Annotated in this window: 29 protein-coding genes and 1 riboswitch; of the genes, 13 read left to right on the top strand and 16 right to left on the bottom strand. The window is 38.2% G+C overall.

Translation table 11 applies throughout. The features are described 5' to 3' along the window. Positions 1 to 25: 25 nt before the first annotated feature. A complete protein-coding gene (pyrH, locus tag ACTJJH_RS01325) occupies positions 26 to 754 on the bottom strand; it encodes a UMP kinase (RefSeq protein ID WP_000852257.1) in 729 nt (242 codons plus the stop codon). 51 nt (positions 755 to 805) lie between these two features. Then, positions 806 to 2,149 carry a 30S ribosomal protein S12 methylthiotransferase RimO gene (gene rimO / locus ACTJJH_RS01320; protein WP_440600587.1) on the bottom strand — a complete coding sequence of 448 codons (1,344 nt, stop codon included), beginning with the start codon at positions 2,147 to 2,149 and terminating at the stop codon, positions 806 to 808. A gap of 342 nt (positions 2,150 to 2,491) precedes the next feature. Here rimO and glnL point away from each other — a divergent pair, with 342 nt between their 5' ends. From glnL to ACTJJH_RS01295, 5 genes are all read left to right on the top strand, one after another. Continuing rightward, positions 2,492 to 3,601, top strand: a complete 1,110-nt coding sequence (gene glnL / locus ACTJJH_RS01315) for a nitrogen regulation protein NR(II) (RefSeq protein WP_002115631.1) — start codon at positions 2,492 to 2,494, stop codon at positions 3,599 to 3,601. Then, a complete protein-coding gene (gene glnG, locus ACTJJH_RS01310) occupies positions 3,588 to 5,081 on the top strand; it encodes a nitrogen regulation protein NR(I) (RefSeq protein WP_002115702.1) in 1,494 nt (497 codons plus the stop codon). The genes glnL and glnG overlap by 14 nt, the downstream gene beginning before the upstream one ends. Before the next feature lie 264 nt (positions 5,082 to 5,345). Continuing rightward, complete coding sequence (gene adeN, locus ACTJJH_RS01305; protein ID WP_044102149.1) at positions 5,346 to 5,999, top strand: multidrug efflux transcriptional repressor AdeN; 654 nt, start codon at positions 5,346 to 5,348, stop codon at positions 5,997 to 5,999. 112 nt (positions 6,000 to 6,111) lie between these two features. After that, a complete protein-coding gene (gene argF / locus ACTJJH_RS01300) occupies positions 6,112 to 7,032 on the top strand; it encodes an ornithine carbamoyltransferase (protein WP_440600586.1) in 921 nt (306 codons plus the stop codon). A 192-nt stretch (positions 7,033 to 7,224) separates the two neighbouring features. Continuing rightward, complete coding sequence (locus ACTJJH_RS01295; RefSeq protein WP_410559620.1) at positions 7,225 to 7,749, top strand: protein tyrosine phosphatase family protein; 525 nt, start codon at positions 7,225 to 7,227, stop codon at positions 7,747 to 7,749. On the opposite strand, the gene ispF is transcribed toward ACTJJH_RS01295, so the two are convergent. Then, positions 7,737 to 8,228: a 2-C-methyl-D-erythritol 2,4-cyclodiphosphate synthase gene (ispF, locus tag ACTJJH_RS01290; protein WP_002115651.1), complete on the bottom strand. Its 492-nt coding sequence runs from the start codon at positions 8,226 to 8,228 to the stop codon at positions 7,737 to 7,739. The genes ACTJJH_RS01295 and ispF overlap by 13 nt on opposite strands. A 100-nt stretch (positions 8,229 to 8,328) precedes the next feature. On the opposite strand from ispF, the gene ACTJJH_RS01285 reads away from it, so the two are divergent. Next, entirely contained in the window at positions 8,329 to 8,973 is a 645-nt protein-coding gene (locus tag ACTJJH_RS01285; protein WP_410559622.1) for an A1S_1983 family putative colistin resistance protein, read from the top strand. Positions 8,974 to 9,018: 45 nt separating this feature from the next. On the opposite strand, the gene ACTJJH_RS01280 is transcribed toward ACTJJH_RS01285, so the two are convergent. The 3 genes from ACTJJH_RS01280 to ACTJJH_RS01270 all read right to left on the bottom strand — a co-directional run bounded on the left by ACTJJH_RS01280 (position 9,019) and on the right by ACTJJH_RS01270 (position 11,855). Continuing rightward, on the bottom strand, positions 9,019 to 10,263 hold the full coding sequence (locus ACTJJH_RS01280) for a D-amino acid dehydrogenase (RefSeq protein ID WP_440600585.1): 1,245 nt from the start codon (positions 10,261 to 10,263) through the stop codon (positions 9,019 to 9,021). Positions 10,264 to 10,439: 176 nt separating this feature from the next. Continuing rightward, positions 10,440 to 10,528, bottom strand: a riboswitch (glycine riboswitch). A 150-nt stretch (positions 10,529 to 10,678) separates the two neighbouring features. After that, a complete protein-coding gene (locus ACTJJH_RS01275; RefSeq protein WP_002115670.1) occupies positions 10,679 to 11,170 on the bottom strand; it encodes a hypothetical protein in 492 nt (163 codons plus the stop codon). 241 nt (positions 11,171 to 11,411) lie between these two features. Beyond that, a complete protein-coding gene (locus tag ACTJJH_RS01270) occupies positions 11,412 to 11,855 on the bottom strand; it encodes a BLUF domain-containing protein (protein WP_262519710.1) in 444 nt (147 codons plus the stop codon). Positions 11,856 to 12,083: 228 nt separating this feature from the next. Between ACTJJH_RS01270 and ACTJJH_RS01265 the strand changes: the two genes are divergently transcribed. Then, positions 12,084 to 12,347 (top strand): hypothetical protein, encoded by a 264-nt coding sequence (locus ACTJJH_RS01265; protein WP_262519711.1) that lies wholly within the window; start codon positions 12,084 to 12,086, stop codon positions 12,345 to 12,347. A 45-nt stretch (positions 12,348 to 12,392) separates the two neighbouring features. Here the strand turns inward: ACTJJH_RS01265 and ACTJJH_RS01260 are convergent, their stop codons facing one another. After that, the gene (locus ACTJJH_RS01260; RefSeq protein WP_440600584.1) at positions 12,393 to 13,103 is read right to left on the bottom strand and encodes an alpha/beta fold hydrolase; all 711 of its coding nucleotides are present in this window, start codon (positions 13,101 to 13,103) and stop codon (positions 12,393 to 12,395) included. A gap of 173 nt (positions 13,104 to 13,276) precedes the next feature. Between ACTJJH_RS01260 and ACTJJH_RS01255 the strand changes: the two genes are divergently transcribed. After that, positions 13,277 to 13,570, top strand: a complete 294-nt coding sequence (locus tag ACTJJH_RS01255) for a hypothetical protein (protein WP_440600583.1) — start codon at positions 13,277 to 13,279, stop codon at positions 13,568 to 13,570. Positions 13,571 to 13,667: 97 nt separating this feature from the next. On the opposite strand, the gene fumC is transcribed toward ACTJJH_RS01255, so the two are convergent. After that, complete coding sequence (gene fumC / locus ACTJJH_RS01250; protein ID WP_440600582.1) at positions 13,668 to 15,062, bottom strand: class II fumarate hydratase; 1,395 nt, start codon at positions 15,060 to 15,062, stop codon at positions 13,668 to 13,670. 116 nt (positions 15,063 to 15,178) lie between these two features. Continuing rightward, the gene (gene galE / locus ACTJJH_RS01245; RefSeq protein ID WP_440600581.1) at positions 15,179 to 16,186 is read right to left on the bottom strand and encodes a UDP-glucose 4-epimerase GalE; all 1,008 of its coding nucleotides are present in this window, start codon (positions 16,184 to 16,186) and stop codon (positions 15,179 to 15,181) included. 65 nt (positions 16,187 to 16,251) lie between these two features. Between galE and tusD the strand changes: the two genes are divergently transcribed. From tusD to ACTJJH_RS01225, 4 genes are read left to right on the top strand one after another with little or no spacing between them, the layout of a single operon-like run. Next, entirely contained in the window at positions 16,252 to 16,620 is a 369-nt protein-coding gene (gene tusD / locus ACTJJH_RS01240) for a sulfurtransferase complex subunit TusD (protein WP_002115623.1), read from the top strand. Between the two features lie 44 nt (positions 16,621 to 16,664). Continuing rightward, positions 16,665 to 17,015: a hypothetical protein gene (locus ACTJJH_RS01235; RefSeq protein WP_440600580.1), complete on the top strand. Its 351-nt coding sequence runs from the start codon at positions 16,665 to 16,667 to the stop codon at positions 17,013 to 17,015. Positions 17,016 to 17,032: 17 nt separating this feature from the next. Next, positions 17,033 to 17,317: a DsrH like protein gene (locus ACTJJH_RS01230; protein ID WP_440600579.1), complete on the top strand. Its 285-nt coding sequence runs from the start codon at positions 17,033 to 17,035 to the stop codon at positions 17,315 to 17,317. 18 nt (positions 17,318 to 17,335) lie between these two features. Beyond that, the gene (locus tag ACTJJH_RS01225; RefSeq protein ID WP_032055884.1) at positions 17,336 to 17,647 is read left to right on the top strand and encodes a TusE/DsrC/DsvC family sulfur relay protein; all 312 of its coding nucleotides are present in this window, start codon (positions 17,336 to 17,338) and stop codon (positions 17,645 to 17,647) included. A gap of 2 nt (positions 17,648 to 17,649) precedes the next feature. Here the strand turns inward: ACTJJH_RS01225 and ACTJJH_RS01220 are convergent, their stop codons facing one another. Continuing rightward, positions 17,650 to 18,513 (bottom strand): DMT family transporter, encoded by an 864-nt coding sequence (locus ACTJJH_RS01220; RefSeq protein WP_276124509.1) that lies wholly within the window; start codon positions 18,511 to 18,513, stop codon positions 17,650 to 17,652. 123 nt (positions 18,514 to 18,636) lie between these two features. On the opposite strand from ACTJJH_RS01220, the gene ACTJJH_RS01215 reads away from it, so the two are divergent. Continuing rightward, positions 18,637 to 20,028 (top strand): aminotransferase-like domain-containing protein, encoded by a 1,392-nt coding sequence (locus tag ACTJJH_RS01215; protein WP_311083705.1) that lies wholly within the window; start codon positions 18,637 to 18,639, stop codon positions 20,026 to 20,028. A 16-nt stretch (positions 20,029 to 20,044) separates the two neighbouring features. On the opposite strand, the gene ACTJJH_RS01210 is transcribed toward ACTJJH_RS01215, so the two are convergent. The 6 genes from ACTJJH_RS01210 to moaA all read right to left on the bottom strand — a co-directional run bounded on the left by ACTJJH_RS01210 (position 20,045) and on the right by moaA (position 24,711). After that, positions 20,045 to 20,527 carry a winged helix-turn-helix transcriptional regulator gene (locus tag ACTJJH_RS01210; protein WP_005068860.1) on the bottom strand — a complete coding sequence of 161 codons (483 nt, stop codon included), beginning with the start codon at positions 20,525 to 20,527 and terminating at the stop codon, positions 20,045 to 20,047. A 217-nt stretch (positions 20,528 to 20,744) separates the two neighbouring features. After that, positions 20,745 to 21,980: a molybdopterin molybdotransferase MoeA gene (locus ACTJJH_RS01205; protein WP_130172481.1), complete on the bottom strand. Its 1,236-nt coding sequence runs from the start codon at positions 21,978 to 21,980 to the stop codon at positions 20,745 to 20,747. Next, entirely contained in the window at positions 21,980 to 22,903 is a 924-nt protein-coding gene (gene moaCB, locus ACTJJH_RS01200) for a bifunctional molybdenum cofactor biosynthesis protein MoaC/MoaB (protein ID WP_000799986.1), read from the bottom strand. Before moaCB ends, ACTJJH_RS01205 begins: the two co-directional genes overlap by 1 nt. 23 nt (positions 22,904 to 22,926) lie before the next feature. Beyond that, positions 22,927 to 23,412, bottom strand: a complete 486-nt coding sequence (locus tag ACTJJH_RS01195) for a molybdenum cofactor biosynthesis protein MoaE (protein WP_346524180.1) — start codon at positions 23,410 to 23,412, stop codon at positions 22,927 to 22,929. A 3-nt stretch (positions 23,413 to 23,415) separates the two neighbouring features. Next, positions 23,416 to 23,670, bottom strand: a complete 255-nt coding sequence (locus ACTJJH_RS01190; RefSeq protein ID WP_001187654.1) for a MoaD/ThiS family protein — start codon at positions 23,668 to 23,670, stop codon at positions 23,416 to 23,418. Continuing rightward, a complete protein-coding gene (gene moaA, locus ACTJJH_RS01185) occupies positions 23,671 to 24,711 on the bottom strand; it encodes a GTP 3',8-cyclase MoaA (protein WP_440600578.1) in 1,041 nt (346 codons plus the stop codon). Positions 24,712 to 24,767: the final 56 nt, after the last annotated feature.

Below are 24,767 nucleotides of genomic sequence, written 5' to 3'. Positions count from 1 at the left end.
TAAAGAGCTTTCGTCAACACGTACATTATTTAGTAACGCGTGTACCTTCTTTTTCGCCCATGACTACTGACAATAGCGCGCCTGATTTATTCATATCAAAAACTTGTAATGGCACATTATGGTCACGACATAAACAAATAGCTGTCAAATCCATAACACCAAGTTTTTCGTCCAATACCTGATCAAAGGTTAAATGATCATATTTAACCGCATCTTCGTATTTACTTGGATCTTTATTATATACGCCATCTACTTTGGTCGCTTTTAGAATTAAATTTGCTTCAATTTCAATTCCGCGTAAGCAAGCTGCCGTATCAGTCGTAAAGAATGGATTTCCTGTACCAGCAACAAAAACACAAACTTCACCCTGACTCAAGTGACGAATCGCATCACGACTTGAATAAGACTCCACTACTGTACCAATTGGTAATGCAGACATAAGGCGAGTTCTGATATTACGGCGAACTAATGCATCACGCATAGCCAAACCGTTCATTACAGTTGCAAGCATACCCATTTGATCGCCTGTTACACGACCAACCAAGCCATCCTTTTGCAACTGACTACCACGATACAAGTTACCGCCACCAACAACGATACCCACTTGCACACCCAAGCCAACTAAGTGAGCAATTGAAAGGGACATTTGGTCAAGAACTTGGGCATCAATACCCATGTCTTTGTTTCCTGATAATGCTTCACCAGATAGTTTTAATAAAATGCGTGAATAACGGGGGCTAATTGTTTCCGCCATGAGTTTGCTCCAAAACCTCTTAAACTGAATGCTTTTTTGAATCGTTATCGATTAAACCGACTTAATTTTAATTAACTTTGCAAATAAGTCGTACTCATCCGCATCGGTGATTTCGACTTCCAACATATCGCCTGGTTGAATAGTGCTCTTATCGATATCTTCTACAAAGACATTACCGTCAATTTCCGGAGCATCGGCATAAGAACGTGCAACAGCAACAGGATATTCATCTTCCAAACTATCGACTAATACAGTCATCGTTTGACCAATACGTTTTTGTAACTTAGCAGCAGAAATTTGTTGCTGCACTTGCATAAAGCGCTCGTAACGCTCTTGCTTAATTTCTTCAGGCACATGATCGGGTAAATCATTTGCCGTAGCGCCTTCTACTGGTGAGTAGGTAAAGCAGCCAACACGATCAAGTTCAGCTTCAACTAACCAATCGAGCAATATTTGAAAATCTTCTTCAGTTTCGCCTGGGAAACCCACTACAAATGTAGAACGAATCACAAGATCCGGGCATTTTTCACGCCACAATTTAATTTTTTCGAGTGTATTTTCACTGTGAGCCGGACGCTTCATTAACTTAAGAATACGCGGGCTTGCATGTTGGAATGGAATATCAAGATATGGCAGAATTTTACCTTGTGCCATTAAGTCAATAACCGCATCAACATGTGGGTATGGGTAAACATAATGTAAGCGCACCCAGATACCAAGTTGGCCTAGTGCTTCACACATATCAAAGAATTTTGTTTTAACAGGCTGGCCATTCCAGAAATCAAGTTTGTACTTGGTATCTACACCATAAGCTGATGTATCTTGCGAAATAACCAAAATTTCTTTAACACCTGCTCTTTTAAGCGCAGCAGCTTCTTCCAGTAAACTTCCAACTGGACGCGATACTAGATCGCCACGCATACTTGGGATAATACAGAAGGTACAACGATGGTTACATCCTTCAGATATTTTTAAATAGGCATAATGTTTTGGTGTTAAGCGAATTCCTTGTTCAGGAACCAAATCAACAAACGGGTTGTGTTTAGGTGGTGCTGGTACATATTCATGTACAGCTTCCATTACATCTTGATAAGCTGCTGCACCAGTAACCTTTAAAACGTTTGGATGCATTTGACGAATTTTGTCTTCGTCTTTGCCTAAGCATCCAGTAACGATTACTCGACCATTTTCACTCATGGCCTCGCCAATTGCATCTAGCGACTCTTGTACCGCAGATTCGATAAAACCACAGGTATTAACAACAACTAAATCAGCACCATCATAATCTGATGCAACTTGATAACCTTCAGTCTTTAACTGAGTTAAAATTCGTTCAGAATCTACCAATGCCTTAGGACAACCTAAAGAAACAAAACCGACTTTGGGGGTCTTCATGAATCTGCGCTCCACTTGAATGCGCGTATTGTATGTCTTTTCTTGTCTCAAGCATAGGTGGAAAGCCTACTCTTTGTGTAATGCACCAAAATACGACCAACATTTGCACCAAAACTCACCTTTGCACCAAGTTGGATCATGTTATTATCTATATTCAAGCCATCAGTTTTGATCAACCGATATAAAGACCGATTTCAGCGCGTTTTTAAATACTTTAAAACTTTAAAATAACCCATAAACAAAGTTGGCGTATATTTTGCATCGTTCATGTTCTATAACGGTGAAAATCCGATAACCAATGAAGATGCCATTGCGCTATTTTAAGACAGGAACGATTCGCTAATGGATCAACACAACCCTATCGACTATCGCCTATTGGTAGACAACTTAACTACTGCGATTTTATTGATCGATAGTAACTTGAATATTTTTTACTTAAATTCTGCCTGCGAAGCACTATTTGACATTAGTTTGCTTCGAGCTTCAGGACAGCCGGTTTTGAACTTACTTCATGCACCAGATGATACTTTTAATACACATGAAGCGTTATTAAACACTATTAAAACGGGTCAACCTTATACTCGTCGAGAAGCGGTTATTAATGTCAACTTTAAAGACCTTCATGTTGATTACACAGTGTCTCAATTAAATGCAGGTAAAAGTTATCACCCATTACTCTTGATTGAGCTCAACCCGATTGATCGTATGTTAAAGATTTCTAAAGAAGAAAATCTGGTACAACAACATCAGGTCGCTAGGCAGCTTGTACGTGGCGTTGCGCACGAAATTAAAAACCCACTTGCAGGTATTCGTGGTGCAACTCAATTACTCGCTCGCAGTTTAAACGATAAGAGTTATGCTGAATTTACAGATGTCATTATTAATGAAGTAGATCGTTTAACTAACTTAGCAGATACCATGTTGGGTTCTAGACAACTCCCAAGTTATGAAAATGTTAACGTACACGAGCCTTTGGAGCGAGTGCGTTCACTTATCGCCAACCAGACAAAGAAGAAAATTAAAATTATACGGGATTATGATTTGTCTTTACCCGATGTTAATGCTGATCGTGATCAGTTAATACAAGTCATGCTCAACATTAGTGTAAATGCAATTCAAGCCATAACAGAAAACAAAGCATTTTTTATAGATCACGAACCGGAGTTAATTCTACGTACACGTATACAACGTCTTGTCACAATTAACGGTGTACTAAATCGATCTACAGTGCGAGTCGACATAGAGGACAATGGACCAGGCATTCCTGAAAGTATTTTGGAGTCAGTATTCTATCCATTGGTTACTGGACGAGCAAAAGGGACTGGGCTTGGCCTGAGTATTGCACAGAATATTATGCATCAACATAACGGAATGATTGAATGCCAATCTGTTCCTGGAAAAACAATTTTTAGCTTATATTTACCTTGGGAGTCAGACCGTGTCGCGAAATAAAATATGGGTTATTGATGATGATCGCGCCATGCGATGGGTATTGGAAAAGACCTTTAAAGAGGAAGGTTTTGATGTTACCAATTTTGAAGAAGCTCAAACTGCGCTTGAACGTTTGCACCATGATGCTCCCGATGTCATCTTAACTGACATCCGCATGCCTGGAATTGATGGTTTAACTTTTTTATCTAAAGTCAAAAACACTCATCCAGATTTACCTGTCATTATTATGACAGCACATTCTGACTTAGAGTCTGCTGTATCAAGCTATCAAACTGGCGCGTTTGAATATTTACCAAAGCCTTTTGATATTGATGAAGCTTTAGCTTTAGTCAATCGCGCGATCCTGCATATTAATAAGCTACAACAGCAAGAAGCTACAAAAACAGCTTCACCTCTTCAATCAACAGAAATTATTGGTGAATCTCCAGCAATGCAGGAGGTTTTCCGTGCTATCGGCCGTTTATCGCAATCTCATATTACTGTTTTAATTAATGGTGAATCGGGTACGGGTAAAGAATTAGTTGCTCATGCTTTACACAAGCACTCCCCACGCCGTGCCAAGCCTTTTATTGCTTTAAATATGGCTGCGATACCAAAAGACTTGATTGAAACCGAGTTATTTGGTCATGAAAAAGGCGCTTTCACAGGGGCAAATACTCAGCATCAAGGCCGCTTTGAACAGGCAAATGGCGGAACACTGTTCCTTGATGAAATTGGTGATATGCCATTTGAAACTCAGACTCGATTGCTTCGCGTACTCGCTGACGGTGAGTTCTATCGTGTAGGCGGACACATTCCCGTTAAAGTAGATGTTCGAATTGTTGCGGCAACGCATCAGGATCTAGAGAAACTGGTAAATGAAGGTCGCTTCCGTGAAGACTTATATCACCGCTTAAATGTGATTCGTATTCACATTCCTAAGCTTGCCCACCGTAGTGAAGATATTCCAATGCTTGCGCAGCATTTCCTTGCGCGTGCAGGTAAAGAGCTTGGCGTAAGTCCAAAAATCTTACGTACCGAGACGACAGACTATATGCAACAGTTACCATGGCCAGGTAACGTACGACAACTTGAGAATACGTGCCGCTGGCTAACTGTAATGATTACTGGTCGTGAAGTTTATCCGGAAGATTTACCTTCTGAGCTCAAACAAGTTCCATTGCAAAAGAATAGTGATTCTAGTCAACCAGCACCTTCATTTGAACGTATTTCTCTACATCATTGGGATGAACTACTAAATCAATGGGCTATTCAAAAGCTTAAAAATGGTGAAATGAAAATTTTGGATATTGCCACACCAATGTTTGAACGCACATTGATTAACGCAGCCTTGCAACAAACACGTGGACGCAAACGTCACGCAGCAGAACTATTAGGTTGGGGTCGCAATACCTTAACACGTAAGTTAAAAGAACTTGGAATGGATTCTGCAGATGATGACGAAGAAGATGAGCACAAGGTGACTCAAACCGAAGCCTAGAAATCTGGTTATTTAACTTCAGAGCGGTTAAGTCATTCTTAGCCGCTTTTTTTCAATCAGATTTTTGATTAAAATATAATGTAAACATAAGGTTACATCATCAAACCCATCTACAACCAACACTAAGCTTATATTTTCTATTAGTTTATTTTTTGAATTAGCCACTTACTGTTCAGCATATGACCTAAAAAAATGGTTATGACCATCACTAAAGATAGTTTTGCTATACTAGATAAGCAAAGTTAACCGTTGTTATGAAATTATATGCATGATCCAGTCCTTGAGTCACATCATTCAGTATGTGACAAACCCCAAACACGTCGTGGTATTGAACGTCGTTTAGCTCTATTGCTAAGTGCAACCGAGTTGTTTTTGGATAAAGGATATGATGCTGTTTCTCTTGATGACATTGTTAATCATGCGGGTGGCTCAAAAGCTTCAATATATAAATATTTTGGCAATAAAGATGGTTTATTCACAGCAATTTGCGATTACCGCCGCGAAATGTTCTTTAAAGATATTTGCGTACCCTTTCAGCCTTCGCAAGCCTCTCTACGCGATTATTTAGTTCAAACCCTGATCCGCTTTTATACTCATATTATTCAACCTGAACACATCGCTTTTTTGCGTCTAGTTATTGAGCAAACACAATGCAATGCAACTTTGAGCAAGTATCTATATGAAAAGTGCGCTCTAGACGTACAAAATACTATTGCTCAGGCACTTCTCATCTCTCACCAAGCCGAAGAAATTTTTTGTGAATCGCCGGATTATTCCTCTTTAATGTATTTTGGAATTTTACGTGATATCGAATGGCGAATGATTATGGGAATGCCACTTCCACCCAATGAGAAAGAAGTCATTGATTATATTAACTATTGTGTAGATATTTTCTTAAAAGGCCATCATAAAGTCTAATTCTTTTGCATTTTAAAATGCTTATAGTATAGTAGACTTCTTTTTTCCCACATTCACCCAGCCAACAACAGATAATTGTTGTATTTCAAAACAATTATTATGGAGTAGCTACATGGCTCTAAGACATTTCCTGACTTTACGTGATCTATCCACTCTAGAACTTAATCGCATTTTAGAACGCGCAAGCGAACTTAAAAAAATGCAACATGACAATAAGGTCTACCAGCCTTTTGTTGGTAAAGTATTGGGAATGATTTTTGAGAAATCAAGTACGCGTACACGTATTTCTTTTGAAGCAGGTATTAACCAATTTGGCGGTAGTGCGATTTTTTTATCGCCTCGTGACACACAATTAGGCCGTGGTGAACCAATCGAAGATTCTGCACGTGTAATTTCAAGTATGCTTGATATTGTGATGATTCGTACTTTTGGTCATGACATTGTTGAACGCTTTGCATCTTATTCAAAAGTTCCTGTAATTAACGGCTTAACTGATGATCATCATCCATGCCAGTTACTTGCTGACTTACAAACTTATATTGAACACCGCGGCAGCATTGAAGGCAAAACCGTTGCTTGGATTGGTGATGGTAATAATATGTGTAATTCATATATTGAAGCTGCACACATGATGGGTTTCAAACTCAAAATTGCATCTCCAAAAGGATATGAACCTAAACCTGAATTTTTAGCCGAGTTTGGTCATTGCGTTGAGTTTTATGATAATGCGGAAGATGCAGCAGTAAATGCTGACCTTATTGTGACTGATGTATGGGCAAGCATGGGCCAAGAAGAAGAGCAAAAACTTCGTGAAAAAGCATTTGCTGATTTTCAGGTTAACGAAAAATTAATGAGCCTTGCTCACCCAGATTGTTTATTCATGCACTGCTTACCTGCTCATCGCGGCGAAGAAATTTCTGAAACCATGCTCGATTATAAAAATGCAGTCGTATGGGATGAAGCAGAAAACCGTCTCCATGCTCAAAAAGCTTTAGTCGAATTTTTATTGAATGAAAATCTAAAAAAAGCTTAAATTTTGAGTTAAAAAAACAGCATCTTAATGATGCTGTTTTTTATTTTATAAGACTTGTACTCTTCCAGTTAATTATTTTTAAAAATTTGATAACGTTGCCGAATATATAAGCAGGCTGTATTTCAACTATTCTCTAGAATCGTGTATAACATTCTACACAATAAGCTAAGCCTACTCTTGTAGAGTGCGAACATGACAACCCTTGAACAATCATTATCTCAAATTCCCGCATTTTCGATTATTCATGAACATTTATTTAGCTCGGCCCAGCCTTCTGCTGAACAACTAAAATTGATTAAAGAGTTTGGTTGTAGCACAGTCATTAACCTTGCTTTAACTAATGCTTCAAATCATCTTGAAAATGAAGACAGCATTTGTTTAGACCTAGGTTTAAATTATATTCATATTCCAATTGATTGGGAGATGCCTTCTGCTGAGCAGTGCTTATTAGTTTTAGATTTGATTGATCATTTAGTGCAAAATGAAATAATCTGGATACATTGCGCCAAAAATAAACGCGTAAGTTGCCTTATGTATGTCTATAGACAGTTTTATATGAATATGGATATGCCGACTTCTCAGGATTTATTGCACGAAATTTGGGAACCTAATGAGACTTGGACTGGACTCATTCATAGCATTACCTTACAGCTACAAGGCCGTAAGGCAACTTTAGAACTTCAACAGTCTTTGCAGCAGGCCGATCACTTGGTGTGATGAGAGACTAAAACAGTCGCTGTAGCCAAAATTCCTTCTTGACGACCGGTAAACCCAAGTTTTTCGGTTGTCGTTGCTTTAATACTAATTTGATTAATATCTACATTTAGAACGTCAGCAATGCTTTGACGCATTTCAAGATTATGCTTAGCTAATTTTGGACGCTCGCAAGCCACCGTAATATCGGCATTATTTAACTGATAACCACGGTCTAAGATTAATTGATAAACATGCTTTAACAATACTCGGCTATCTGCGCCTTTGTATTCTGGGTCAGTATCAGGAAAATGTTGTCCAATATCTCCAAGCGCTAAAGCACCTAATAAAGCATCACATAGCGCATGAAGTACAACGTCACCGTCAGAGTGCGCTTTCAAACCATGTGTATGTGGAATTTGAATACCCGCCAATGTAACGAAGTTCCCCTCTTCAAAGGCATGTACATCCATTCCTTGTCCAATACGAATCTGAGCAACCATATAAATTATTACCTTCCATAAAAACTTAAGAAATCTTGTATTCAGCCATTCTGTTTCGCTATAGTACACCTAGCAAAGTAGACTGAAAGTATAAGCGATCATGCTGTCTAATACTGATATGAATCAATTGAAAAGATTAAGTTTTGTCGTGACACTGAGTTGTTTATGTTCACCTCTTGTCTTTGCAGAATCAATAGACTGTTCCAATACTGGAGCTGAGCTTAAAATCTGTTCAAAAACATTTAGTGAATCGAGAAAGCAACTCAATAATAAATATCTTTCTGCATATTTAGTTACTGATGCCCCCTTACAGCTTTTACAGGATACACAAAAGTTATGGTCTAAAAATACTCAGCAATGCAAGAGTAATACATGTATTCAACAACAGTTTGATTTACGTACTGATGACTTAAATTTTTATGCTTCACTTAAGCAAACGCTTACCCAGCATTATCTTAAGTTTGAAAATGGACATATAGCAACTCAGCCTGTACACATTCAAGTCCATCAGCTCGCGAAAGATAAAATTAAGATTGAAGGGATAGCATACCGCAATCCAAATAACCGCAAAGAAACTCAAACGATCTCATTGATGGCCTATAGTTCACCTGAACAAAAAAGTGAAATTTTAGACAATGAGCACAACTGTAAATATCAGTTTAATTTTCAAAAAGCTTTACTTAACGTGAAAACCCAGCAAAAAGGCTGTGAACGTTTTAGCGGAATCTACCGCTTATATGATTAACGCTTAAAAATAAAAGCCAGTGTTTGAACACTGGCTTTTTACTTTCTACACTGGATATTTTTGCGCTATATCCTGACCGACTAAAACTGCGGTTGCCGCAGACAAAGTCCAACCTAAATGCCCATGCCCTGTATTATAAAAAACACGAGGTTGTTTAGATTGCTTAACAACAGGCAGCATATTCGGCATCATAGGTCTTAACCCTGCCCAAGGCACCACATGCTCAGTTGAAATATCAAAGTTACGATTAACCCAATTCACTAATGGTTGAATACGATCAGCCCGTATGTCGCGGTTATAGCCATTAAACTCAGCAGTCCCTGCCACACGCAGTCGATCTTTACCTAAACGAGAAGTCACAATTTTTGCACTTTCATCTAGTAAACTCACCCAAGGAGCATTCTTTACACTGTGCTCATCTTTTAATTGCACGGTAATTGAATAACCTTTTACTGGATACACATTTACTCGCTCACCAATCATATCGGCAAGTTGATAGCTCCCCACACCACCACAAACAACAAGTACATCACCTTCAAGCTGAATGTTATCGGACTCAACCAGATAAGGATGCTCATCACTTGGCTGACAAGTTACGACTACTTTGTCTGCGCTGCACTTGATATCCATAACTTCTAGGCCGAACTTATATTGAACGCCATATTCTTTAGTCTTCTCAGCCAAAGAGGTTGAATATTTATGAATATCACCCGTCGCATCACTTGGTGTGTAATAGCCACCGAAATAGTCACCTGTCAAAGATGGCTCTATTGTTTTCATTTCATCAGGTGAAACCGAATAGCGTTCCAATGTACCTTTGTTCAATACGTTATTAACTTGTTTAGCAATCTCGTAGTCAGCCTTACTGTGATACATATGGAGAATTCCACGTTTCTCCAAATCAAACTCAAGCTGCTCTTTTTCAGCAACTTCAAACAAACGCTTACGAGCAAGCAATGCCAAACGCACCGTCTCGATCGTATTTGCTTCATAGTTTTTAATATGTGATAGAAATTCAACCAACCAACTATACTTATGCAAACTAAATGAAGGGTTCAACAATAGAGGAGCATCTTTTTGTCTCATCCATTTAAAGCCTTTAATCACGGTGGCTTTTTGGTTCCATACTTCGGCGTTACAAGCCGATAATTGCCCTCCATTGGCAAATGATGTTTCCATTGCAGGATATAAATGTCGATCAATCACTGTGACTTGATAACCCAGTTGCGATAATTCATAAGCAGAGGTAACCCCTGTGATTCCCGCACCTATCACAATAACATGTGGCATAACAGACTCCTCAGAAATGTAAGAACATTTCATCAGTACAGCCCATCTGTCATTGGTACCTGAGAGTTTCGACCCCAACGTTACCTTTTAACGTTTAGATCTTCCCCTTCGGTGAGTTTATAATTTATAAGTTATTGTTTTCCATTCTTATAAATCTAAGCTTCTCTCCAGATTTTTTAATTATTACAGTCCTTTTGCCTGAGAGTTTCCGGGCTTGTTGCTCCTTCGGCGGGTTCTTAATGAACCTCTCTCCCGCAATAATTTTGTATTTATATAAGCAATGTATCTGCCACATTGAAAAAAACGCATTCTTTTCTTGTAAACTTTTGTATAAGCAATCTTAAAATTATAAAATACTGATTTAATTAGAAAATAAAAAAGGTGAATTTTTATAAATCCACCTTTTACACTTAAATTAGAGTTTACCGTTAAGCACTTGGTCTGAAACCGTACCCTTCCATTGCTCACGCAAGGTTGGTAAGTAGAATTTCTCACCAATAGTGACCAATTCAGCATCAATCAATGCATGAACTTCGTGCATAAAAATATAATCTAGAGCAACTAAAGAAAGCTGATGATTTTTTTGCGCTGTTTTCTTACGTTTTACCTGTGCTTGTTTCACTAGCTCATTTGCAAAGTTTTTATCTTTATAAGCAGTAATTGCATTTAAACGAAGCTCAATAACACCCCATCCCGCTAATAGTTTTTTAAAAACTTCAAAATCTTTTGAGGTTGATTCCCACGTTACGTTTTCTAGATCATTATCTTCAGGTAAAACTGGTAATAATAAATCCGCTGTACTTGGGAAAATCTTTTTAAGATTTAACAGAAACTTAACCGGCTGATCACTAGGATAATCATTAAATTGCACATGTTGTTGGGTATCTGTCAAATAAATAGAGAGCATTCAAAAATCCTTAACTAAGCAGCTGTTTTTAATAATTTTATCTCTAACTTTGCGAAATACATGCAAAACAAAAAACAATATAAAAACAGGACAAGGTGGGCATTTTAACAATTATGACGGCTTATTCAACGCCAATTCATTATTAATTAGTGAAACTTTAAACCTTTGTGATAAAAAGCCCTCCGAAGAGAGCTTAACTTTAAATAGAACATCAAAAATCCGTTGTAATTCTTGGTTTCGATTAACCTTGATATTGATCAACTTTATAATTTGGTTGATCTACAAGCAATTCAATAAAAGACGGAATAGATGTAGTGTTAAGCAGATAAGGATTAAACTCATCAACATGATGATGATGAAAGAACTCTTTTATTTTCGTGTTAATGGGAGCAAATTTCATACTCCAATGTTTAAATAGCCGTTGTTCGGATGGTTCTGAAAAGATGATTTCACAGTTCTGGTGTCTCGAATCTTTCAAAATTAATTTATAAAATAGCGATTCGACCTGTTCTTTCTCACCTTCCAAATACTGCAAGAAGTATCCATTACCATAGTAAAGCACTCCTGTAATATCATTATATGAATTGAATTTGACAGCTTCGGTGAGAATATCAATTAAATCTTGTTTTATTTGACTATGTTCACTATTGGTTTTACTTGCATACATAAAGCCTATTAAACTCATAGCGATACTCGAAGATAGATTTTAATGTCTATTCTGTCATCTCCCCCCTCTTCTTACAATGTAAGCTATTTAAAACCTTGTATTTCAAAAGTAAAGATTATTTTCTTTTTGAAAATGACAAACTTTAACAACCCGAAATCTTTTGTAAATTAATGCCAACCTAACAAGTTAATTAGACACTATTAATTTTAGTACAATTGAAAATTATCTTTAATGTATGGATGTCTAATGGAGAATCATGAAATTATTCTTCAAGACGAACATCATAAACAGTTTAAGATTATTAAAGTCCAAGATGTTCGTTTTGATAAGAATACGCTTAACAATAGCTATCAATGGTTATGGATATTTGATCATAGTTCAGAGTTTTTTCCATTTGAGTTATGGAATCAGCTTGATCATGCAACCATTCACCAAAAGATCAAACTTGGTAATCAAGTTTTCAGGATTATTAAGATCCTGACGAAGAAAACGAAAGTTAGGCCCTCCTGAAACATAAGTCCTCAAGTAACTATTTTTTAAGTTATTTAAAGCTCTCTAACTTGCTCCTAAATTCTTTTCACTTAACCATATGGAAATCACTGATGCCAGCGACTTAGGTTGTTCAATCGGAATCATATGACCAGTATTATTAATTATCTTAAGCTTTGCATGGGGTAACTGATCTAATAATTCTATAGCTTCTTCCTTAGAGCGGAGCTGGTCATCAGCGCCAGAAATGATTAAAGTTGGACATGTGATTTTACTCATATCATAAGAGCTTCTATCTAACATAGATTGTTTAACGAATTCTTCATAACCCAAAGCTTTCCCCATCTCTTGGATTCTTTTTACAAGAGTACGATTCTGCACATTTGATGGATGAAGTGTTTTTTCAATCGATATTGAGCTTAGCCCATGGAAATTTTTCCCAGAGTTAAGTTTAATCGCCGTTAACTTTTGACTCTTCTGTTCTTCTGTATCTGAGCGTAGTGAAGACGCTATTAAAATAAGTGCCTTAACTTTTTCAGGAAATTGCTCCACTATAGATCTAGCGATATATCCTCCAAGTGAGAATCCAATCAGTACAAAGCTTTGTGGCGCATGTTCAACAATATTTTGAGCAATTTCTTTGATTGTTTGCCCTTGTTTTAAAGTAGCTCTATATATATTCCACTCTTTAGGCATTTCATCTATGAGTTCACCCCAGAGAGATTCATCAAGCATATAACCAGGAATTAAAACAACTGAAATTGGCTTTTGATTCATAAGTTTTTTAATACCTTACTTGTAAATTATAGCTAACAGCATTTTATGCTAATAAAAAATCTATAATTAGAATATTGAAGTAAAAAATAAAATCACTATATAAATTAAACAGAAATAACTGTGGAAGCACGCCAGACTAAAACATTCCTTTTTTATGCTTGAAGGAGATACACATGAAAGTTAGAGCATCACGTACGTATTCCGCTTCAGCAAATAATTATTTTATTTCTAAGGAATATGATTGTACTGTTATTCCTGTAAAAGGAATGTGTTTTATAGACTCTGGTTTAACTGAGAGTGGAGTGATTGAACCAGTAGAGATTATTGAAGTGACTATAGAACCAGAATCTAACTCGTATCATGTTCTTTTAGCAGGCGATCCTCATAACTACGAAAAAGAAGAGCTAAAAAAGAAGTTTGAAGCTATGAAATCTCATGGTTGGGAATACATAGACGGCTTACTTTGATATTTTCGGATCTCAAGCTATAAGTTAGTCTCTACCCATAAAAGCCCTCAGATGAGGGCTTTTATATAAACATTAACGCTTACATTGTTTTTAGTGATTACTTACTATTTGGCGAAACCATTTTTTCAGGTTTAACTACTTCGTCAAATTGTTCCGCTGTAACCAAACCAAGCTCAACAGCGACCTGCTTCAATGTTTTATTTTCTTTATAAGCAGTCTTTGCAACTTTTGCAGAATTTTCATAGCCAATTACCGGATTTAACGCTGTGACCAACATGAGAGAATTATGCAAGAAGTGATCAATCTTATCGCGATTAGGCTCAATTCCCACCGCGCAGTGATCATTAAAGCTATTACATGCATCACCAAGCAACTGAATAGATTGCAATAAGTTATAAGCAATCACTGGCATAAAGACGTTTAATTCGAAGTTACCTGAAGCACCTGCTACGTTAATGGTCGTATCATTTCCAAGCACTTGCGCAACAACCATGGTCATTGCTTCACTTTGTGTTGGGTTTACTTTCCCAGGCATAATGCTTGAACCAGGCTCATTTTCTGGAATACGGATTTCACCAAAACCGCAACGAGGTCCACTTGCCAACCAACGAATATCATTCGCAATTTTGTTTAAGCTTACAGCCAAAGTTTTCAATGCACCTGATGCAAAAACAGCGGCGTCCCGTCCTGCTAGTGCTTCAAATTTATTGGGTGCTGTTACAAAAGGTAAACCTGTGAGTAATGCAAGCTGAGCTGCTGCTTTCACTGCATAGTCAGGATGTGCATTTAGCCCTGTTCCTACCGCAGTACCACCCAATGGTAATTCATATAAACCTGTCAATGCCTGTTGCAAACGAACTAATCCATGCTCAAGCTGAGACACATAACCACTAAATTCTTGACCTAGTGTTAATGGAGTTGCGTCTTGTAAATGGGTACGACCAATTTTAACAATAGACTGAAACTCATCTGACTTTTTTTGCAAAGTCGCTTTGAGCTGCTCTACAGCAGGGATGAGTAATTCATTAATTTGCAAACTTGCTGCCACGTGAATGGCCGTTGGAAATGAGTCATTTGTTGATTGAGCACGATTAACGTGATCATTTGGATGTACTGGTTTTTGGGCACCTAAGGCTTGCCCTAATTTCTGGTTTGCAATATTGGCAATCACTTCATTACAGTTCATGTTACTTTGCGTACCAGAACCCGTCTGCCAGACCACTAAAGGAAACTGTGAATCCCATTTACCATCAATGACTTCTTCAGCCGCGCCCACAATATATTGGCTCAAATCTTGTGGTAGTTGTTCAAGTTCAGCATTGGTTATTGCAGCAGCCTTTTTTACCAAACCCATTGCTCGAATCATGGCGCGGGGTAATCGTTCTTGCCCGATTTTAAAGTTCTGTAAGCTGCGTTGAGTCTGTGCCCCCCACAATGCTTCATTTGGAACTTCAATCTCACCCATAGTGTCATGTTCAATTCGTGTTTGCATAGAAACCTCGGTTATCTCAATAAAGAACTCACGGGCTGAAGCAAGTGTTTGCTCTGGCTAGTTAATTTTGAATATCGTACTCAAGCATATCAGTATTGTAAATAAGAATCATTATCTTATCTTCCATTTAAAGTATTTTGATAGAAGCGCCATTCATCTTCGATCATTTGTTTTAATGGGCGCTTCGGTGTCCATTGCAATAAGGTTTTTGCTTTCTCAATATTAGCGCCAACTTGATCTAACTCGACATGTTTATAAATTGCTGATTGTGTAGGAACTTCAGCTTTAGTAACTTGTGAAATTTCCTCGAGTAATTGACGAATTGAATGAACTTGGTCATGTGCAATATTAAATGCTTCACAACAATGCGTTTGTTCACGCAGCCAATGTAAGCTCGCAATGACGGCTTCACATAAATCTAAAACATGTAAAAAACTACGTTCAGTCGTATGATCTGACGTTTCAGCTTGATCTTGTAATTCAATCAAATCACGTTGCATTGCAGCGACTTGCATGGCAAGTGGTACGATATTTTTAGGCAGCTGAGCGACATACTCTCCGAGTACCCCATGTTCAAATGCACCTATGATATTAGACAATCGTAAGATCGCAATTTTCCACTCATGGTCAATCTTATAAGTATCACGGATAATTTCTTCAATCATCTGTTGAGACTTAATGTAGGGATTAGGATAAGCATAATTAAATTCTTCTGTTTCACTCAATTGCAAGCCAGATTTCCCATAAGCTGCAAGGCTAGACAGATGAATGAAGTGACGAACACCCGTACGTTGCATGGCACGAAGCAAGCTCATGATACAACTAACATTATCATTATAATATTCAAGAGGTTTAAGGTTAGATTCTTCAATTGATTTGAATCCGGCAGTATGAATAACTGCATCAATTGAATATTGCTCAAAGACCTTATTCAGCGCTGGTGTATTGCGTACATCAAGTTTGACAAATGGAACGTACATACCAGAAATAAATTCTAGCCGCTCCAAAGTTTGCAAGGTTGAATTAGCCAAATTATCGACGATTACCACCTCTTGCCCTTGAGCCATTAGACTCAACGCAATGTGTGAACCGATAAAGCCTAAACCACCTGTCACTAAAATCATTGTATACTTACCTTTCTCTTAATGTATCTACGCCCATTTAGACGTATGACCATAGTGAATTCTTAATGAGTACATTACTACTAATTACCTCTGCTCCTACTTCCATTCATGCTTGGCATGCGTTAGGACTTGCTCAGGCACTCAAAAGTAAAAATGAAGACTTCCGTGTATTCTTTTACCAAGATGGCGTGCAGGTTGCTAATGATTTTCAATGGGTTCCTGACGACCAGCGTAATTTAACGCATGAATGGCAAAAGCTTGCGATTCGTCTTCCTGTTTGTGTGAGTGCTGCCCTCGCTCGTGGTATTACAGATGCAGAAAATGCCAGTCGTCATCACCTTACTCATCACAACCTTGCCAAAGACTTTGAACTTGTCGGGTTAGGTGAACTTGCTGATGCAGTACAGTCAGCATCTCGTCTTATTCAATTTTAAGTTACTTTGTTTGCTTAGATTGTTGCTTTTAAAAGGTATATTGTGTGAAATCTGTACTCGTCATTTTAAGCCAAGCCAATTTAACCAGTCTTCAAATCAATGAAAGCCTTTCTGCTACTATGGTTTTAGCAACCTTTGGCTCACCAGTCAAAGTATTATTGAAAGATGCAGCTCTTAGTCTTTTGCAAAATGATTTGAGCTTTGATCAATTTTGTCAGGCTTTCAAAGTGGCCTCAAATATGGTCGAAAGTTTTGAGTTCTACGACTTGAGCCCTATTCTGATTGAAAGTAAAAATCAGCAGAATCCTCTTGTACAAAAAACCGAACAAGAAATTGAATTCGTTCAGTTGAATGCTGAGTTTATTCAATCTTTTGATCATGTTCTATATTGGTAGATTAAGGTGTAAGTTTAATGAATCCGTCAACACTTTATCTTGTGCAATCTTCTTACCATTCTACGCCGAAAATTATTGATGAATTACGCAATCTTTTTCAGGTAGGTGACCAAATTGTTTTTATGGGTGATGCAACTGCACACCTTTCTGCTGAAATGATTCAACCATTTGAATCTGTTTCATGTTTAAGCATCGAAAAGGATTTAATCGATACGGATACTTTAGTTCAGCTAAATGTATTGGAATATGATCAATTTGCAGATCTGGTTTTAACATTTAATCGTTGTATTTCTCTTAAATAATATATTTAGGCTGGTTTCATGAATTTAGAATTAGACCAAGATGGTCATTTGGTTGATTACACAATCTGGAATCCTGAAGTTGCGCAAGAACTTGCCAAGTCACTTGATCTCGAACTCACCGATTGGCATTTTGAAGTTTTAGCAGCTGTACGTCAGTTTTATCAACAGTTTGGACACTCTCCAGCAACTCGCCCGCTGATTAAATTTTTAATGAAAATGGTTAGTCCAGATATTAATAATGCAGTTTTACAGCAACAATTCAATACTGGTTTAGTGGCGCGTCACTTAAGTCGTTTAGCAGGGATCCCTAAACCAGCAAATTGCTTATAAAATTAGGTAAACTTTTTGGCGGCAGCGACGCATAAAATCGTTGCTGCTGTAACCACCAACATTGACCAACTTACTTGTTCGTGTAACAAGACCGCAGCAATACCTAATCCCATTAAAGGTTGTAAGAGTTGTAGTTGGCTAATAGCAGCAATTCCTCCTTGAGCAAGCCCTTTGTACCAAAAGAAAAAACCTATCAGCATACTAAATAAAGACACATAAATAAGACCTACTAAAGCTGATGTAGATACGCTCTGAAATGAAGCCGGCATATAGAAAATTGTCAGAAATAGCATAAACGGTAATGATAAAATTAGCGCCCAACAAATGACCTGCCACCCCCCTATTTTTCTTGAAAGTACACCGCCTTCTGCATAGCCAAAACCACATAAAATAATTGCCATCAACATATAAAAGTCTCCTATCCCAAGTGAGGTATCACCAGAGATGAAGAACATATAAGCAAATACAACCGCGCTCCCCAAGATTGCGAATATCCAGAAAAATTGATTGGGTTTTTCTCCGCCTCTCAGTACAGCAAATATTGCAGTTGCGAGAGGTAAAAGGCTAACAAAAACGATTGAATGAGCCGCATTCATGTATTGGAGAGCAAGCGCTGTAAATAGAGGAAAACCAATCACCACGCCTAAAGAGACGATGGCAAGAGGCCACCAATCTTGCTTGGCTGGTTTTTTTTGTTTTAAAACCAAAATAAGAATAAGGCCTAAAATACCTGCAATTGCCGCACGTGCCGCAGTTAGAAAACCCGGTTCGAACCCCATTACGGCTACACGTGTTGCTGGTAGCGACCCAGCAAAAATAGCCACGCCAATAAAACCATTCACCCAGCCATTCATAAACCTAGTCATAATTTACTCCGTTACTATACGAATAATTTAAGCTGTGCTAAGGTGAATAAACCAGATACAAAGCAGTACAATTTAAAAGAACTGTAATGTATTAATAACCAATACAGTTCGGATTGTAAGTCAGTGAACCAGAACAAAACCAAAATTGAAATTGTCATTTCAGAGATTGAGCGACAAATAAAAAATCGGTCTTTATTGCCGGGAGCACGCTTGCCTTCTGTTCGTAAGTTAGCAAATAACCTTGGATTTTCTGTATCAACGGTTGTAGAAGCCTATGAAAGATTAATTGCTCTAGGCAAAATCGAATCAAGAACTGGATCTGGTTTTTATATTGTTGGTCCGCTTGCCCCTCTTTCTTTAAGCGAATTAGGCCCTAAATTAGATCGCTCAGTCGACCCATTATGGATTTCACGTCAATCCTTGGAAGCAAAAGCAGATGTTTTTAAGCCCGGTTGCGGTTGGTTACCCGATGACTGGATGCCATTAGACAGTATTCGTAAAGCATTAAGGTCGGCTGCAAGGAGCCCAGATGATTGTTTGATGGGTTATTCAACGCCATTAGGATTACCAGCTCTACGTGACTTACTGGCAAGACGCGCTCAAGCAAAAGGTATCAATGCAAATCTTAATCAAGTGCTTTTAACAGACTCTGGAACTCAAGCAATTGATTTAGTATGCCGATTTTTACTAAAGCCTGATGATGTCGTTCTTATTGATGATCCTTGTTATTTTAACTTTCATGCATTACTTAAAGTTCATCAAGTCAAAGTTATTGGTGTTCCCTACACACCAACAGGTCCTGACTTAGAGGCATTTAAAGAAGCAATTGAGACTTATAATCCACGTCTTTATATCACCAACTCAGGAATTCATAATCCAACTGGTGCAGTACTTTCTCTTTCTACGGCGCATCAATTATTAAAACTTATTGAACAATCAAATTTGATTGTTGTTGAGGATGATATTTTCTCAGACTTTGAATATAGCCCTGCTCCTCGGCTTGCTGCTTTGGATAATCTTTCGCGTGTAATCTTTATTGGGAGTTTTTCTAAAACGTTATCAGCATCTATTCGTTGTGGTTATGTTATTGCTAAACCAGAATGGATTGATCAGCTCACTGACCTGAAAATTGCCACAAGCTTTTCTCACAATGGTGTATCAGCTGAAGTTTTATTAAGTGCTTTAACAGATGGATCTTATCGTAAACATATAGAATTATTAAAGGTCCGATTAGCAAAAGCGATGCACGATACCATTACTCAGTTAGAACCATTGGGTATAAAACCATGGATTAAGCCTCAAGCTGGAATTTTTGTTTGGTGTCATTTGCCAAAGGGAGTTGAAGCTTCAGAAATTGCAAAATATTGTATTAATCATCAGGTTATTCTTGCGCCAGGAAATGCGTTTAGCCAAGCTTCCAATGCTGGTCAATTCATACGCTTTAATGTGACACAGTCAAATCATGACCACATTTATAAGACTCTAGCTGATGCGATTCAACAAGAGTCTTCGTAACTTATAGAGAAGAAAATTAAGCTTGTTTCTGTTTTTGCTGCATATATGCAAAATAACCCGGCCCAGCTGAAACCTGAACTTGTTTTGCATGTAAAGGTTCACGGCAAACCGAACATACCATGACTGGTTCAAATTTATGACCACAAGTTTTATGGCGATATTCTAAAGGTTTACCTAATCCCTGATCCATCCATTTATCTGCCCAATTCGCCATAGACAAAATAATTGGATAAAGTTCAAAACCTTTATCAGTCAATTTATATTCAAAGCGTTCCTGACGATCAAAATAAGGGGCTTTGACTAAAATTTCATATTCAACCAAACGCTTTAAACGATCCGAAAGGACATGACGAGTGACACCTAATGACTTTTGAAAATCGTCAAAACGGCGTATTCCCATAAAAGCATTACGTAATATTAGCATCGTCCATCGATCGCCAATCACTGATAGCATACGAGCAACCGAACAAGGTTGATCACCGATGTCATCCCATTTCATCTTTATGCGTTCCTCGATATTTCCTAGCCTAATGGCCCTATTGTTTATACCCTAAACCACTTACTACGAGTTATGCAAGATTCATTATAAAAATAACTTCTTATCAACTTTATAAAAGAATTTTTATTATAAAAAAATAGAAAGCTATTATATAAATTCATTTAACAAATATAACTCACCCAATTGTATAGTGAGTTATATCTATTATTACTCATCATTAATTTGAGATGAATACGCCCTTCAATATATAACCCGCTTCCAATTTTGCACTTGCCGGAATTCGGACCAGACAATTGGCTTGCATTAAATTACTGAGCATGTGTGATTGCTGTTTTGCCAAACTTTTAACTTTGAGTTGTCCATTGTCAAAATAGGCATGCATTCTTAGAAAACGCTCGCGTGCATCTTCTTTTAAATCGTGATCTAAAATTGCACTAAACCACACTAGGCCAGCGTGGTTTCCCTGCAAAGTGTCAAGCAATGCTTTACCGTAAACCTGCATAGACACATAGACCGCAGCAGGATTACCAGGCAACCCCAGTAAATAACAGTGGTGATCTGATTCAGGCTGAGAATATTCAGCAAAAAAGAGTGGCTTACCCGGCTTTTGTTTTACTTTCCAAAAGATCTGTTCAAAACCAACTTCAAAAGCACATGGCCGAACAAAATCATAGTCTCCAACAGAGACTCCACCTGTGGTTATGATGACATCATGGCTATCTTTTAATTGGTCGAAATATTGTGTGACCTGTGCTGCCTCATCTGCCACATGAATGAGTTCAACATCTAAACCATAATCTTCAAACCAAGCTTTTAGTAACGGGCCATTTGCATCAAAGATTTTACCTTCAGCTAGATCTTCTGCTGTTTCGGCAACTTCATCACCCGTGATCAAAACAGCGACTTTCGGCGCACGATAGACTTCAACGGTTTGCACACCTGCCATACTTAAGGCAGCCAAGCTTCCAATATTTAAAAATTGTCCAACTTGGGCAAGCAACTGCCCGTTCTGGATTTCTTCACCCGTAAAACGGATATCAGCTTTAGGGCGAATATGTTCAGTTAACGAAATTTCTTGTGCTGAAACGACCTCTACTATTTCTTGCCTCGCAACATGTGTTGTGCCTTCAGGAATTTTGCCACCAGTAAATATGCGAATTGCCTGTCCTTCATTCAGAATGTCATGACTTTCGCTTCCGGCGCGAATCTCGCCAGTAACCTGAAACTTTTGATTATTTAAATCTTCTGCATGGCTACAAAGTGCGTAACCATCTACAGCACTTTGAGAGAAACTTGGTAAATTAATTTCTGAATAAATTTCTTTAGCAAGATATCTACTTAGGCTATTTTGAAGAACTTGCTGAATTGAGTCTAATTTTTTAGGTCGGTTACTAATCAGCTCAATTGCTTCATCCACGCTAATCAACCCACGTTCTGCACCACAACCAGTCATTATTCATAGCCTCCCGGATGTGGTAGATCACGGCAAACATCAAAAATATGCACTAAGGCAGGTAAAATAGCAGCCATTGATTCGCTTGCTCCACCACGGCTTCCCGGTAAAGTCACCACTAAAGAGCGATCAATAAAACCAGCTACTCCACGCGACATTGCAGCATATGGCGTGCGTTTTTGTCCAAATGAACGAGCAGCTTCCATTAACCCATCTAGCTTACGTTCAAGAAGTGGCTCTAACGTATCGACCGTAATATCACGCTTACCAATTCCAGTTCCACCAACGGTCATAATGCAAGCATATGATTTGCTCAACTCAAGCACTAAGTTTTTCAAAGTATCCGCTTCATCTGGCAAAATTTGGTAATGAATTGGATCAAATCCTGCCTCGGTTAAAGTTTCAACCACAGATTTTCCGGCAGTATCGGGCTTTCTACCTGCTGCTACGGTGTCTGACAACACAATAACAGCAGCCGAAACAGGCTGACGAAGAACTCGCTTAAAGTGTGATTTGCCACCTTTTTTCTTAAGCAATTTACATTGATCCATCCAGAGTTCTTCTGGTTCACAATGCGGTTTTAACATGTCGTAAATGGTTAACCCTGCAAGACTTGCAGCCGTTAAGGCTTCCATTTCTACGCCAGTTGGACCAATGGTTTCCACCACGGTAATAATCTTTACAAAATCATGTTCTAGTTCATATTCAACATCTGCACGATAAATCGGCAGTGGATGACACAAAGGAATCAGCTCATCAGTTCGTTTTGCTGCCAAGATTCCTGCTACACGTGCGGTTTTTAATGCATCCCCTTTTTCGGTATTTCCTTGTCTTAATAATTCAATACAGTGTGGTGGTGCATATAAAATCGCTTGTGCTTCGGCAACACGATAACTTTCCGGCTTCATTCCTACGTTTTTCATTATTTATCCTAGTCTTGCTTATTTCAGTGTGAGTGTTGATGGCCGGTATGATGGTGATGTTTGTGGTCGTGCGGTGCATCCTTACGAATACAACAGCCCTCTACATAATGACTCGTGCCATCTGTAAAGAATTCTTCTTTAAACACAGGCACTTCATGTTTTACCCGCTCAACCGCTTCTTCGCATGCTTGAAAAGCTTCACGGCGATGGGCTGCATAAGCAATTGCAATAATGGCTGTTTCGCCAACATCTAAATATCCAATCCGATGAACCACTCGCACATAAGATACCTGATACTTTTTCTCAATTTCCAGTTCAATTTCACGTATCATTTTTTCAGAAAGCGGTTTATACGAGGTATATTTCAATGCTTTAACAGCTTTACCTTCATGATGGTTACGAACCGTACCCATAAAAATATCAATTCCACCGCATTCAGGAAATGATTCAATCGAATCAAAGATATCAAGGCTTAAAGCCTGCTCTTGTATACGTGCAAAATCTCGCATGGCTCATCCTCCTGCAACTGGTGATAATAAAACCAAAGTACATGGCTGATTTAAGGCAGATTGTCTGGTTATAACGTTATCCTCTATCGCACATGCACATTTTTCCATGGCCTGTGTGCATTCCGGATGTAAAGTCACAATTTGATCTAAGACATCTTTCACTAGAATATTGGCAGGACAAACGATCGAAAGATTTTGGGGAAGCAATTTTTCAATTGCACCGAATGATTCGATTTTAATTTGGATAGATTGCTGCATTTATCCCCCAAGCATATGCATACTGATTTTACGGGTTTGTTGATGTTGTAAGGCATGAAAGCCTTTGGCTTTATTCCAGATATACGGCATAACTTGATCTTTTAAGTGCTGACTATGCAGCATATGATCGGTTGAGTTCTGTGCGCGTAATAGTGCTTGAAGCTGCGGTTTAATATTTAAACCCTGCTGAGTAAAGAGACAGTTATATAGCTCACCTTGCGCCGTTAGTCGTATGCGGTCACATTGGTGGCAAAATGAGTGAGTAATGGTAGAAATGATGCCTAGAGCGTAGTTATTGTTAAGCAGATATTGACGCGCTGGCTCGTGTTGTTGCTCGATGACTTGTACTGAATAATGCGGTTGCAACGCCTGTAAAATTTCAGCTTCACTCACCACATCTTTATTTGACCAGAGTGCATCACCATCAAGCGGCATAAACTCAATAAAACGTAGCGGAATATGATTGGCGATAGACCATTTCACCATCGGTAGGATTTGATCGTCATTTTTATCTTTCATTAACACGCAGTTAATTTTAAAAGGTAGCCCTGCATCTTTGGCAGCTTGAATACCCTCAAGAACTGGTTCTAACTTTTTCTTAGTGAGCTCTTTAAATTGAATCGGATCTAGGCTATCTAGACTAATATTTAAATCATCTAGACCAGCATCTTTTAATTGCTGAGCGTATTTTGCAAGATAATGTCCATTGGTGGTCATTGAAATACGCTTTAAACCTAATGCTTTTAAAGCTTGTAAATCGCGAACGAAATGAACAATACCTTGACGCATTAATGGTTCACCACCCGTAATACGGATGCTTTCAATACCTTGTTGCACCATAAAACTGCAAAACTGAAAGAGCGCCTCAAAACTAAGCAAATCTTGTTTATTTAGCCATTCAGGATGCTCAGGCATGCAATACACACACTTAAAGTTACAGCGATCAGTTACTGAAATACGTAACTTTCGCTTGATGCGCCCATATTGATCTTGCAAAAGCATTGGCGTAGTTTCAGAGTGATATTGTTTCATTATTTGCACTCATATCGAGAACAGTTCAAATATTGCAAGCACTGATTATGAGCAATTAAACTTGT

It is taken from the genome of Acinetobacter sp. 22301 (genome assembly GCF_052045285.1).
Taxonomy (GTDB): domain Bacteria; phylum Pseudomonadota; class Gammaproteobacteria; order Pseudomonadales; family Moraxellaceae; genus Acinetobacter; species Acinetobacter pittii.
Note: the sequence above shows the minus strand (reverse complement) of the source record. Positions and strands in the feature narration are given on the sequence as shown.

Excerpts from the sequence above, each read along its gene's own strand:
- pyrH (WP_000852257.1), bottom strand. The coding sequence starts at position 754 with ATGGCGGAAACAATTAGCCCCCGTTATTCACGCATTTTATTAAAACTA.
- rimO (WP_440600587.1), bottom strand. The coding sequence starts at position 2,149 with ATGAAGACCCCCAAAGTCGGTTTTGTTTCTTTAGGTTGTCCTAAGGCA.
- glnL (WP_002115631.1), top strand. The coding sequence starts at position 2,492 with ATGGATCAACACAACCCTATCGACTATCGCCTATTGGTAGACAACTTA.
- adeN (WP_044102149.1), top strand. The coding sequence starts at position 5,346 with ATGCATGATCCAGTCCTTGAGTCACATCATTCAGTATGTGACAAACCC.
- argF (WP_440600586.1), top strand. The coding sequence starts at position 6,112 with ATGGCTCTAAGACATTTCCTGACTTTACGTGATCTATCCACTCTAGAA.
- ACTJJH_RS01295 (WP_410559620.1), top strand. The coding sequence starts at position 7,225 with ATGACAACCCTTGAACAATCATTATCTCAAATTCCCGCATTTTCGATT.
- ispF (WP_002115651.1), bottom strand. The coding sequence starts at position 8,228 with ATGGTTGCTCAGATTCGTATTGGACAAGGAATGGATGTACATGCCTTT.
- ACTJJH_RS01285 (WP_410559622.1), top strand. The coding sequence starts at position 8,329 with ATGCTGTCTAATACTGATATGAATCAATTGAAAAGATTAAGTTTTGTC.
- ACTJJH_RS01280 (WP_440600585.1), bottom strand. The coding sequence starts at position 10,263 with ATGCCACATGTTATTGTGATAGGTGCGGGAATCACAGGGGTTACCTCT.
- ACTJJH_RS01275 (WP_002115670.1), bottom strand. The coding sequence starts at position 11,170 with ATGCTCTCTATTTATTTGACAGATACCCAACAACATGTGCAATTTAAT.
- ACTJJH_RS01270 (WP_262519710.1), bottom strand. The coding sequence starts at position 11,855 with ATGAGTTTAATAGGCTTTATGTATGCAAGTAAAACCAATAGTGAACAT.
- ACTJJH_RS01265 (WP_262519711.1), top strand. The coding sequence starts at position 12,084 with ATGGAGAATCATGAAATTATTCTTCAAGACGAACATCATAAACAGTTT.
- ACTJJH_RS01260 (WP_440600584.1), bottom strand. The coding sequence starts at position 13,103 with ATGAATCAAAAGCCAATTTCAGTTGTTTTAATTCCTGGTTATATGCTT.
- ACTJJH_RS01255 (WP_440600583.1), top strand. The coding sequence starts at position 13,277 with ATGAAAGTTAGAGCATCACGTACGTATTCCGCTTCAGCAAATAATTAT.
- fumC (WP_440600582.1), bottom strand. The coding sequence starts at position 15,062 with ATGCAAACACGAATTGAACATGACACTATGGGTGAGATTGAAGTTCCA.
- galE (WP_440600581.1), bottom strand. The coding sequence starts at position 16,186 with ATGATTTTAGTGACAGGTGGTTTAGGCTTTATCGGTTCACACATTGCG.
- tusD (WP_002115623.1), top strand. The coding sequence starts at position 16,252 with ATGAGTACATTACTACTAATTACCTCTGCTCCTACTTCCATTCATGCT.
- ACTJJH_RS01230 (WP_440600579.1), top strand. The coding sequence starts at position 17,033 with ATGAATCCGTCAACACTTTATCTTGTGCAATCTTCTTACCATTCTACG.
- ACTJJH_RS01225 (WP_032055884.1), top strand. The coding sequence starts at position 17,336 with ATGAATTTAGAATTAGACCAAGATGGTCATTTGGTTGATTACACAATC.
- ACTJJH_RS01220 (WP_276124509.1), bottom strand. The coding sequence starts at position 18,513 with ATGACTAGGTTTATGAATGGCTGGGTGAATGGTTTTATTGGCGTGGCT.
- ACTJJH_RS01210 (WP_005068860.1), bottom strand. The coding sequence starts at position 20,527 with ATGAAATGGGATGACATCGGTGATCAACCTTGTTCGGTTGCTCGTATG.
- ACTJJH_RS01205 (WP_130172481.1), bottom strand. The coding sequence starts at position 21,980 with ATGACTGGTTGTGGTGCAGAACGTGGGTTGATTAGCGTGGATGAAGCA.
- moaCB (WP_000799986.1), bottom strand. The coding sequence starts at position 22,903 with ATGAAAAACGTAGGAATGAAGCCGGAAAGTTATCGTGTTGCCGAAGCA.
- ACTJJH_RS01195 (WP_346524180.1), bottom strand. The coding sequence starts at position 23,412 with ATGCGAGATTTTGCACGTATACAAGAGCAGGCTTTAAGCCTTGATATC.
- ACTJJH_RS01190 (WP_001187654.1), bottom strand. The coding sequence starts at position 23,670 with ATGCAGCAATCTATCCAAATTAAAATCGAATCATTCGGTGCAATTGAA.